This window comes from Verrucosispora sp. SN26_14.1 (assembly GCF_004307965.1).
Classification (GTDB): domain Bacteria; phylum Actinomycetota; class Actinomycetes; order Mycobacteriales; family Micromonosporaceae; genus Micromonospora.
The window spans coordinates 1-10,593 of sequence record NZ_SISL01000200.1 but is presented as its reverse complement, the minus strand read 5'-3'; the positions used below and the strand labels follow the sequence as shown (position 1 = coordinate 10,593).

Below are 10,593 nucleotides of genomic sequence, written 5' to 3'. Positions count from 1 at the left end.
GTCGGCGAGGCCGCGCTGCCAGCCGGCGTCGCCCTGACCGAGCTGCGCCCGGCCGGGAGCGGCGGCCTGGAGCAGCTCTTCCTCACCCTCACCGCGACCGGCGGATCACAGACCGCCGGGACCAGCGCCACCGAGCCGACCAGGGAGCCCGTCCGATGACCACCACCACCGTCGCCCCCGAGGACACCCGGCCGGCCAGCCGGGCGGCCGAGCGGGCACCGTCACTGACCCGGCTGACCCGGGTGGAGCTGCGCAAGCTCGTCGACACCCGGGCCGGACGCTGGCTGTTGATCACCATCGCGCTGATCGCCGCCCTGATCGCCACCATCCAACTGGTGTACGCGGAGGACGCCGAGCAGACCTTCGTCGACTTCTTCATCCCGTCGCTGCTGCCGATCGGGTTGCTGCTGCCGGTGCTGGGCATCCTCTCGATCACCAGCGAGTGGTCGCAGCGGACCGCGTTGACCACCTTCGCCCTGGTACCCCGCCGAGGCCGGGTGATCATCGCCAAACTCGTCGCGGTGGTGCTGGCCGCCCTGGCGTCGGTGGTGGTCAGTCTCGCCGTGGCGGCCGTGGCGAACCTGATCGCCGACGCCACCGGCGGCGCCGGGACCTGGCGAATCGAGGGTGCGTTGGTCCTGCACGCCGTCGTGTTCCAGGTGTCCTGTGTGCTGATGGGCGCCGCCTTCGGCCTGTTGTTCCTGCACACGCCGCTGGCCATCGTCTCCTACCTGGTGCTGCCGAACGTCTGGATGATCCTCGGCGGGCTGATCCGGCCGCTGAACCGCAGCGCCGAGTGGTTGGACACCGGGCGCACCATGGGGCCGCTGTTCACCCCGGAGGTGACCGCCGGGCAGTGGGCACGGCTCGCGGTCTCCCTGCTGGTGTGGCTGGTCCTACCCATGGTCGTCGGGTTGGTGCGGACGACGCGTCGGGAGGTGGCGTGACGGCGTACGGCAGGCCGACCGTGGTCAGCGGGGGTCGGCTGGAGACGCTGGTGCTCTGGGTCGGGTTCCCGCTGGCGGGCGGTGCCGTGGGGGCGGTGCTGGCGGCCGGGGCGGGCTGGGTGGCCGGCCTGTCCTGGGCCCCCGCGCAGGGGCTGTTCCGCATGGTCGACCGCATGCCCGACCAGCAGGCTCTGGCGGCCGGGGTGGCGGTCGGCGTCCTGGCCGGGCTGGTGTTCGGTGCTCTCGGGGCCGCCGATCAGGTCGTCGTCGAGGTGGCGGTGGACCGGGTACGCGTACGGCGCGGCGGCAAGGAGCGGGAGTTCGCACGGCGGGACGTCCAGGTGGCTTACCGCGACGGCAAGGAGCTGGTGCTGCTCGGCGCGGACGACGAGGAACTCCTCCGGCAGCGCTCCGACCTTTCGGGCGCCGACCTGGCCGGGGCGTTCCGGGAGCACGGCTGGCCCTGGGCGGACGATGACCCGCACCGGGCCGCGTACCGGCTCTGGGTGCCCGAGTTGCCCGGCCTGCCGCCGGGCGCGGACGCGCTGCTGAAAGCCCGGCAGAAGGCGATGGACGACGACCGGGGCAAAGAGGCCGGCGAGCTGCGGACCGAACTGGCCCGCTACGGCGTGGTCGTCCGGGACGAGGGCGGACGGCAGCACTGGCGGCTGACCCGCTCGGCCATGCCCGGGCAGTGAGCGGTGCGGGCCGGGCCCCACGGAGGAGCCCGGCCCGGTCGGCGTCACCGCCAGGAGTGCCCATGGTGGTGGTGTCCGTGCTTGGGGCCGTGCCCCTTGCCCTTGCCTTTCCCCTTGCCGGGCGTCTTGCCCGGCACACCGTTCACGGCCGAGGTGTCGTACGCGAACGTGATCACCGAGGCGGCGATCGCGTCGGAGTTGACGTCCAGCGCGTGCACGTTGACGTTGCCCCGGAGCTTGTACTTCTTGTTCAGGGCGCGGTACAACGCCGGGTCGGCACCGTCGGCGACCGGCGTCAGGCTGTCGCACGCCTGGTGGTAGCAGGGGTCGTACGCCTCCCCCGCCAGCCCGCCGAAGAGGGCGGCCTCCTCGGCCGTCTTGATGCCCTCCGCGCCGGTGAACAGGCCACCGGCCGGGATGTCGACGGCGATGAACGCGCCGTAGTCCGAGCGACCGGTGAAGTCCGACGGCACGGTCGGCAGCTTGCGGGAGGCGAAGAACCTCTCGAACACCTGCTCGATCTGTGCCGACCCCTCCGGCCCCGGTCCGGCACCCTGCTGCGCCGAGTCGTCACCGTCGTAGACCCCGAACACGTAGTTCGGCGACCCGATCATGTCGAAGTTGAGGTAGAGGGCGATGTCGCCGACCTGCTGCTCGGTCAGGCTGTCCACGTAGTACTGCGAGCCGACCAGGCCCGCCTCCTCCGCGCCCCACCAGGCGAACCGGACCGCGTTGGCCGGCTTGACCTTCGCCATCTGGAGGGCCACCTCCAGCAGCGCGGCGCTGCCGGTGCCGTTGTCGTTGTAGCCCGGCCCGGCCGGGTCCGAGTCGAGGTGCGCGCCGGCCATGACGACGTTGTCGGTGCGGCCGTGCCGGGTCTGCGCGAAGACGTTCTCGGTGCTGCGGACCTCCGAGGTGGTGTCGGCCTCGATCCGCAGGACCAGACCCGCCGTCGCCGCGAACTGCGCCCCGGCGTCGTACGAGACGCTGACGGCCGGGATGCCGACCGGTGCACCGAGGGTGCCGGCGAACAGGTCGTAGCGGTCCGGGTTGGCCTCCGGCGTACCGTTGCCCTGGTTCATCACGATCGCGCCGACCGCGCCGGCGGCCTCGGCGTTGGCCACCTTGTCGCCGAACCCGCAGGTGCCGCGCTGCATCAGAGCGATCTTGCCGACCACGTCGACGGTGGCGAAGTCGCTGGCCTCGCAGCCGGACGTGGAGGCGCGCGGCGGCGTCAGGCTGAGGTCTACCGCGACGACCTGGCCCTGGCCCACCCCGTCGCCGGAGTAGTCCATCAGCTCGTAGTCGACGCCCTCGGCGTAGTCGGTCGCGTTCGGCGCCACCTGGGCGAACGAGGAGCCGAACTCCTCATAGAAAGCGAAGTCGAACTGCTGGCGGGTGACCTGGTAGCCGGCCTTCTTGAGCAGCTTCGCCACGTAGTCGGCGCTCGCGTCGTAGCCCGGCGTACCGGAGGCACGGGTGCCGTCGTTGGCGTCGGCGATGGCCTGGAACCGGTCGAGGTGCGTGATGACGCCCTTGACCGTCACCGCCTTGGTGAGCTTCTTGACCGTGTTGTTGTTCGGGCTCGCCGTCGCCGGTCCTACCAGCGCCACCGTGCCCACCAGGGTGCCCGCCGCGATGGCGGCGATCACCCTCCTGCCGGAGAAAGGCACCACGATGTGCCACGTCCTTCCTCTTCGGATATCCGACTCCCGACCCCCGTGTGCCGGATGCTGCGGCCATCCTGATACACATCGATGACCACGGCAACGGGACTGTTCGGCCACCTCAGGCCGCCGTCAGGTCCGTTCGGGCCAGCCGATCACGCCGTGTCGCGTCGGCTGCGGACGGCTCACCGAGGCCAGCAGCTCGTCGAGGGCGTCCGCCTCGGCCCACCCGTTCACCGCGATCCGCCCGCTGGTGTCCACAGTGATCTCCACCCGGTCCGGGCTGCCCGACGCCTCGTCGAGCAGATTCGGAAAAGTGTTGCTGAGCAGCACGAACTCCTGGTTGGTGGAGCCCACCCAGGGTCGCCGCCGGTCGATCCGGTCGGCCTCGAAGGGCCCGGCGACCAGCAGGTCGGTCGCGGCCAGCAGGGCGGCGACGTCGTCCCGACCGGCATCGGCCGCCGCGCGCAGTCGCGCGTACGTGTAGCCGCTGAAGGTCATCACCGAGCGACCCGCGTCGCGTACCCCGGCGGCCACCTCGGCGAGCGCGGCCGCCTGGTCGAAGGGCTCCCCGCCGAGCAGGGTCAGCCCCTCGGTCGGTGCGTCGAGCACGCGCCGCACCAGGTCGGCCGGGTCTACCTCGTCGCCGCCCCGGAAGCTCCACAGGTGCGGGTTGAAGCAGCCGACGCAGCGCACCGCGCAGCCCTGGACCCAGACGGCGGTGCGCAGCCCCGGACCTTCGGCCCGGGTGGCGGCCAGGAAGCGGGCCAGCGCGACGGTCCTCGCCGCGCGTCGCGGGGCCGGACCGCCCTCAGACATCCAGGACGCGACCGGACGGCGGGTATCCCGGCCGGTGGCCGCCCGGCGGCGTGCAGGTGAGGCGGTCACGCAGCCGGGCGTACTCGTGCGGGGCCAGATTCGCGGCGGCGGTGAACTCGGCGAGCCCGCCGAACCCGCCCCGGCGGTCCCGCGCGTCGACGACCTGCCGCGCCCGGCCCGGGTCGAAGCCGGGCAGCACCGCGAACTCCTCCCACCGGGCGGAGTTGACGTCGAGCGAGCCAGGCGCGCCACCGTGGTCGACGGTCGTCGCCCCCGACTGCTGGCTCGGCAACGGCGGCGGGTACTCGGACAACGCCGACGGATAGTCCGGCAGGGGCGGCGGGAAGTCCGACGACAGCGGGGCCGGCGGGTAGGCCGGCGGCTGGGCGCCGGTGACCGGCGGGTACGCCGTGGTGGGCGGAAACGCCTGGCGGGGCGGTGGGGTCCAGCCGGTCTGGGGCGGGTACGACGTGCCGGGCGCACCGGGCGGTGGGGCCAGCGCGACGGGCGGGTACGGGCCACCGGGCTCGGCGTACCAGGGGCGGTAGCCCGCCCGCCAGCGCAGCCAGGACGGGTTGATCACAAGCGCGTGCACGATGCTGGTCATCCAGATCGCCAGGACGCCCCCGACGGCCCAGTCGGTGACCGTCTCGCCCAGTTCGCCGACCAGGATGAAGGCGGTCCAGCCGAGCACCAGGTAGGCAATGCCGGAGACCCACCACGCCGCCCGCCGCGCCTTCAGCCCGACAAAGAGGAACCCGAAGCCGCCGAGGCAGCTCATGCCGACGATCGGCAGCAGCAGCCACCAACTGTGCAGCACGCGCCACTTCCAACTCGCGGCCGGGTTCGCCGCTCGCGCCGCCGGTACGCCCTGCTGCGTCCAGGCCGGGTCAGGCGCGGTCGACATCTCGGTCCTCCTGTCGTACGACGTCCCGGGTTCGGGCATGGTCGGCGGTGTAGGCGCTGCTGACCGTCCGGGCGGCCAACAGGTCCTCCAGCACCGCGACGTAGTCCAGGCACCGGTCGCCCAGGATGCCCCGGGTCTCGGCGCTGACCACGCCCTCGCTGCTCACGGTGACCACGAGTCGTGGCTGCTCGGCGGTCACGAGCGGGCTCCCTGCACGGCGAAGACCAGGCGGACCGCGTCGTCGTCGGTGACCTGCTCTGACTCCAGCCGCAGCCCGGCGGCCGGTGCCTGCTGCCGCAGCCGGTCCAACACCGCCCGCTGGACCTGCCGGCCGTACGCGACGTCGACCGCGCGGACCACCTCCACGGCCCTCGGCTCGTCGATGTCGCCGGTGAAGTGCGCCGACCAGATGCCGGCCTCGTCGCGCTGGAAGCTCGCCCGGACACCGGCCCAGTCCGCGGTGATCGAATCCGGCGCGACGGCGACCACGGCGGCGGTGTCGTGCAACGCGGCGGCGAGCAGGTTCTCGTCCCGCATCCGGGTCTGCACCTCGCAGACGATCCGGCCCTCCTGTTCGGAACGGGAGGTGACGCCGTGGGCGGCGGCCACCGCGGCGACGGCGAGGGGTAGCAGCACGAGCGAGATACTCACCGCGGGCTCCTTCCGGTCAACTCGGTCATCAGAACTCGACCGCCCGTCCACCACGTTGGGTCGGCGTGGCGTGCCGGGCACTCCGGTCGACGGACGCGCCGCTGTCCCAGTCCTCGGCGGCGGTGGCCGCCACCGCGCGGGCGTCGGCCCAGGCGCGGATGGCGTCGATCCGTTCGGCCTGGGTGACGCTGAGCGGAACCATGCCGACCACCGCCTGGGCCAGGTCGTCGCGGCGCAGCGGACGGCGTTCGCCGAACGCGTCGAAGAGCCCGGCGATGACCGCCTGCTCGATCTCGGCGCCGGAGTAGCCCTCGCTGAGATCGGCAAGCTCGGCGAGCAGCGTCTCGTCGAGCGCGAGCCCACCGGCCACGGCCGGGTTACGCAGCCGTCGGGCGAGGTGGACCCGCCAGATGGCGGCCCGTTCGGCCCGGGTCGGCAGGTCGACGAAGAAGATCTCGTCGAAGCGTCCCTTGCGGAGCAGCTCCGGCGGCAGTTTCTCGATGTCGTTGGCGGTGGCGATGACGAAGACGGGTCGGTTCTTCTCCTGCATCCAGGTGAGGAAGGACCCGAAGACCCGGGTGGAGGTGCCGGAGTCGCCGCCACCCCCGGCGAAGCCCTTCTCGATCTCGTCCACCCAGAGCACGCAGGGTGCGGTCGCCTCGGCGGTGCGGATGGCGGTGCGCATGTTCTGCTCGCTGCTGCCCACCAGCCCGGCGAAGACCCGGCCCACGTCGAGCCGCAGCAACGGCAGCTCCCAGGCCGCCGCGATCGCCTTCGCGGTCAACGACTTACCGCACCCGGGCACGCCGGTGATCAGGACCCCCCGGGGTGCGGGCAGGCCGTACGCCGCCGCTTCGGCCAGCCAGGAGCCGTCCCGCTTGGCCAGCCACCGCTTGAGGTTCTCCAGACCGCCGACGTCGGCGAGGTTTACGTCCGCCTCGACGAACTCCAGCAGCCCGGACTTGCGGACGGTCTGTCGCTTCTCCTCGTGCACCACGTCGAGGTCGCGTCCGTCCAGCACGCCGTCGTTGACCATCGCCCGGGCGAAGGCGTTCTCCGCCTCGTGCAGGGTCAGCCCGAGGGCGGCCTTGGCGAACCGCTCGCGCCCCAACTCGTCGAGGGCTATCTGGATCCGGCCGTCGGCGGAGTTGGCGTGGATGATCGCCTCCAGCACCTGCCGGATCTCCGTCTCGCTGGGCAGCGGGAAGTCGACGATCGTGACGTCCTTCTCCAACTCGACCGGGATGCGCAGCACCGGCGAGACCAGGATCAGGGTGCGCGGCATCGCGCCGGACTTGAACGCCGCCGCCACGTCCCGCAGCCGGCGGACCACCCCGGCGTTACCGGGCCGCTCGCCGTCGCCGTGCGAGGTGTGCAGATCCTTGAAAATCACCACACTCGGCTGGTCGATCCGCAGTACGGCGTCCAGGGCGTCGGCCGGCTCGGTGGTGCCGGTCCGCCAGACGCCGTCCGGCTGCACCAGACCGGTGGTCAGCGACCAGGTCCACACCGCACGCGGGGTACGCACCAGCACGGCGTCGTGGGCCACAGCCGCGACCTCGGCGACCGCGCGCTGTTCCTCGGCGGACTCGATGTACAGGATCGGGAACCGCGCCTTGAGCATCTGCGACAACGCATCCCGGAACGACAGTGCCATCCTCGCCTCCCCAGCCGGCCTGGACTGGGCGGACTTTAACAGCTTTGATCAAGCTCGAAGCGGCGCGACCGAACGCCGCCGAGCTGCGCATCGACCGCCGGCCATGCTCAGCCGAGCACGACGACCACTGCCACCACCGCCCCGACCAGCGAGGCGACCGTCACCACGACCCGCCGCCACGGCACGGCGGCCCGGTTCGTCGGCAGATCACGCCAGCGGTGCGCGACCAGCGCCAGCCCGGCGGCACTCAGCGCCGGACCGACCGCCCAGAGCCAGCCGGGCACCGCCGACCAGTCGCCGAGCTGACGCCCCAGCGCGGGGTAGGCCACCGCCCAGGCCCCGGCGGAGAGCACGGTCAACCGGTCCAGCGTCGGGCGGTACGCGACGCCGAGCAGCGACAGCCCGCCGATGACGGTGAACACCAGGGCGATGCCCGCACCGGCCCAGACCGGCAGTGCCGGTGTGGGCTCGCCGGCCTGGTCCGGCGGTACGCCGAGCAGCCGCAGCCCGATCGGCTCCACTGCCTTGTCGGTGTTGCCGAGCACCACCACCCCGCGCCCGGTGGCCCGGTCGAAGCCGACGTACGAGCGGAAGCCGCCGGTGCCGCCGTCGTGCCAGGTGATCTCCTGGTCGTCGTAGCGGGTGGTGAACCAGCCGTACCCGATGCGGGTGCGGTCGTCGTCGTCGAAGCGCGGGTCACGGGCGTCGGCGCCGGGTGCGGTGCCGGCGGTGGTGGCGGTGACCAGTCGGGCCAGGTCCTCGACGGTGGACCAGTAGCCGATGCCGGCGGGGGCGTACCCGCTGCCGGTCCACGGGTCCGCGACGCGTCCGTTGCCACGGGCGCCCTGCGCGCGCTCGTCCGGCAGGGCACCGGAATCGGTGGCGTGGACGGTCGCGGTCATGCCGAGCGGAGTCAGCAGGTCCCGGTCCAGCAGCTCGGGGAAGGCGAGTCCGGCGTCGGCGGCGAGGGCCTGCCCGAGCACCGCCGAACCGAGGTTCGAATAGCCGACCCGACCCCGGTCGTCGCCGGGCGCGTACGCGTCGGCGGTGTCCCGCACCCGGTCGACGTCCAGGCCGGCGTACGGGTTGCCGGCGGCGACGTTGGCCCGGAGCACCCGGACCCAGGCGCCCACCGACCCGAGGTCGATCCGGGGCAGGCCGGACCGGTGGCTGGCCAGCTCGGTGAGGGTGACCTCGCGGACCGGGCCCTCGACCGCCGGCCAGACGGTGCCGAGGGTGTCCTCGGGCCGCACCGCCCCGGTCTCGGCCTGCCGGGCCAGCAGCATGCCGGTGAGCACCTTCGTCACCGAGCCGATCTCGAACGGGGTGCCGGATTCGACCGGCGCGCCGTGCCGGTCACGGTCGCCGAGGCCGGCGGTGCGGACCCGGCCGTCGTCGATCAGCGCGACGGCGAGGCCGCGATATCCGTCCGGGTCGGCCACGGCGGCGCGGGCCGAGGCGGCGACGTCGGCGTCACCGGTGGTCGAGGCGGTCAGCCGGGGTTCCCGGGGATGGGCGGCGAGGCCGGCGAGGCCCGCGACGATCCCGACGACCAGCGCGACGGCGGTCGGCTTACGCATGGGGGTGGTCCTTCCGTGCGGGGTGGCCGGTGATCTACCCACCGGTCGGGGTGGTCAACGGTCGGTGTCGGTCGGGGTGGTCAACGGCGGGCGGCGGTGAGGATGGCCAGCAGCGGCACCACCCGTTCGGCGGGGACGGCGTACCGGCCGCGTCCGGTGCTGTGCAACCAGCCCGCCGCGGTGAGCTGGCGCAGGTGGTGGTGCAGCTGGCCGGTGGTGCCGAGCTCCTCGATGTCGGCCAGCTCGGCGGTGCCCTGCCGGCCGGTGAGGATCTCCCGCAGCAGGCGCAGCCGCACCGGGTGGCCCAGGGCGGAGAGGATGCCGGGCAGCTCGGCCCAGTCGCCGGCCAGCAGGTCGTCCACCTCTCGGCCGTACTGCCAGTCGTAGGACCTCCCGGCGACCCGGACGGTGCCGGTGTAGAGCACGGCGCCCGCGCTCTCGGCGGGCAGGCGCTGCTTGAGCCCGTCGAGGGCCCAGAAGACGCCCTCCGCCGGGGCCTCCGGGGTGACCGGCCCGGTCGTCACACCGAGCCGCTCGACAAGTGCCGCGACCTGCGCTTCCAGCGCCGCCAGCCGCTCCTCCACATCCACCATGACTCAATAATACGAACATACGTAGTTACGTGCTACACGGAAAAGTCGCGCGGATGATCGAATTCACCCAGGGTGGCCGACTACCGTTCCCAGGTCTGGGGAGGTACGTCGATGTACGTGGTGTCCGTTATCAACTACAAGGGTGGGGTCGGCAAGACCACCGTGACCGCCAACCTCGGGGCCGAACTGGCCAACCGAGGCATGAAGGTGCTGCTCATCGACCTCGACCCGCAGGCCAGCCTGACCTTCGGCTTCTACGACCCGGACGACTGGCGGGAGCGGTTACGCGACTCCCGGACCATCAAGCGGTGGTACGACGGCCTGCGCGAGGGCGACACCACCATCACTCTCGGTGACCTGGTGGTCTCCCCCGGTCCGGCGAACACCCGGCTCTCCGGAGCGGGCCGACTCGACCTGATCGCCTCGCATCTGCAACTCGTCGACATCGACCTGGCACTGGCCCGCAGCGTCGCCGGTGGCGAGGAGTACGACGCCGAGCTGTTCCGGGTCCGCGGCTCGCTCGCCGAGGGGCTGCTCGCCGACGGGCTGGAGCCGTACGACATGGTGTTGATCGACTGTCCGCCGAACTTCAACGTGGTCACCCAGTCCGCCATCATCGCCAGCGACCATCTGGTGATCCCGGCCAAGGCCGACTACCTGTCCACCCTCGGCATCGACTACCTGCACGGCAACGTGCGGGAGCTGGTCGAGCAGTACAACGCCGACGCCCGACGGTTCGCCACCGTACGCCGACACCAGAAGGTCGCCCCCGGCGTGGCCGGCGTGGTCTTCACGATGATCCAGTTGCTCGCGCAGCGGCCGATCGCCACCCACCAGGGCTACATGGACCAGGTCCGCAACCTGGGGCTGCCGGTCTTCCCGACGGCGCTGCGGGAGAACGTCACCCTCTACGCCACGAACACCCCGCGCGGAGTGCCGGTGGTGCTGCGCGACCGGGTCACCGTGCCCGCCGTCCGCGCGGAGCTGCGCCAGCTCGCCACCGAGTTCCTCGACCACCTGCAACCGGCGTGAGGGCGACGGAGGCCGCCGACCCGGCGACGGAGGCCGCCGACC

At 72.5% G+C, this 10,593-nt stretch carries 11 protein-coding genes and 1 pseudogene; 4 read left to right on the top strand and 8 right to left on the bottom strand.

Annotated features, from left to right (window positions below; all coding sequences use genetic code 11):
- The 3 genes and pseudogenes from EYA84_RS18200 to EYA84_RS18190 form a co-directional block, all read left to right on the top strand.
- Positions 1–159, top strand: a pseudogene (locus EYA84_RS18200) (ABC transporter ATP-binding protein); the annotation flags it as partial.
- The gene (locus EYA84_RS18195) at positions 156–947 is read left to right on the top strand and encodes an ABC transporter permease (RefSeq protein WP_131054257.1); all 792 of its coding nucleotides are present in this window, start codon (positions 156–158) and stop codon (positions 945–947) included. The pseudogene EYA84_RS18200 and the gene EYA84_RS18195, both read left to right, overlap by 4 nt.
- A complete protein-coding gene (locus EYA84_RS18190; RefSeq protein WP_131054256.1) occupies positions 944–1,645 on the top strand; it encodes a hypothetical protein in 702 nt (233 codons plus the stop codon). Before EYA84_RS18195 ends, EYA84_RS18190 begins: the two co-directional genes overlap by 4 nt.
- 44 nt (positions 1,646–1,689) lie before the next feature.
- Here EYA84_RS18190 and EYA84_RS33920 read toward each other — a convergent pair whose 3' ends face one another.
- From EYA84_RS33920 to EYA84_RS18150, 8 genes are all read right to left on the bottom strand, one after another.
- Positions 1,690–3,321: a M28 family metallopeptidase gene (locus EYA84_RS33920; protein ID WP_275540804.1), complete on the bottom strand. Its 1,632-nt coding sequence runs from the start codon at positions 3,319–3,321 to the stop codon at positions 1,690–1,692.
- Between the two features lie 123 nt (positions 3,322–3,444).
- Positions 3,445–4,131 carry a 4Fe-4S single cluster domain-containing protein gene (locus EYA84_RS18180; protein WP_131054255.1) on the bottom strand — a complete coding sequence of 229 codons (687 nt, stop codon included), beginning with the start codon at positions 4,129–4,131 and terminating at the stop codon, positions 3,445–3,447.
- Positions 4,124–5,038, bottom strand: coding sequence for a helix-hairpin-helix domain-containing protein (locus tag EYA84_RS18175; protein ID WP_161594997.1), 915 nt, complete (start codon positions 5,036–5,038; stop codon positions 4,124–4,126). Before EYA84_RS18175 ends, EYA84_RS18180 begins: the two co-directional genes overlap by 8 nt.
- Positions 5,022–5,237: a DUF2997 domain-containing protein gene (locus EYA84_RS18170; protein ID WP_131054253.1), complete on the bottom strand. Its 216-nt coding sequence runs from the start codon at positions 5,235–5,237 to the stop codon at positions 5,022–5,024. Before EYA84_RS18170 ends, EYA84_RS18175 begins: the two co-directional genes overlap by 17 nt.
- Positions 5,234–5,689, bottom strand: a complete 456-nt coding sequence (locus EYA84_RS18165; protein WP_131054252.1) for a hypothetical protein — start codon at positions 5,687–5,689, stop codon at positions 5,234–5,236. The genes EYA84_RS18170 and EYA84_RS18165 overlap by 4 nt, the downstream gene beginning before the upstream one ends.
- A gap of 28 nt (positions 5,690–5,717) precedes the next feature.
- Positions 5,718–7,346 (bottom strand): AAA family ATPase, encoded by a 1,629-nt coding sequence (locus EYA84_RS18160; protein WP_131054251.1) that lies wholly within the window; start codon positions 7,344–7,346, stop codon positions 5,718–5,720.
- 107 nt (positions 7,347–7,453) lie between these two features.
- Entirely contained in the window at positions 7,454–8,926 is a 1,473-nt protein-coding gene (locus tag EYA84_RS18155; protein WP_131054250.1) for a serine hydrolase, read from the bottom strand.
- 80 nt (positions 8,927–9,006) lie between these two features.
- Entirely contained in the window at positions 9,007–9,519 is a 513-nt protein-coding gene (locus EYA84_RS18150; protein WP_236145829.1) for a helix-turn-helix transcriptional regulator, read from the bottom strand.
- Between the two features lie 111 nt (positions 9,520–9,630).
- On the opposite strand from EYA84_RS18150, the gene EYA84_RS18145 reads away from it, so the two are divergent.
- Entirely contained in the window at positions 9,631–10,551 is a 921-nt protein-coding gene (locus tag EYA84_RS18145; protein ID WP_131054249.1) for a ParA family protein, read from the top strand.
- The last annotated feature ends 42 nt before the right edge of the window (positions 10,552–10,593 follow it).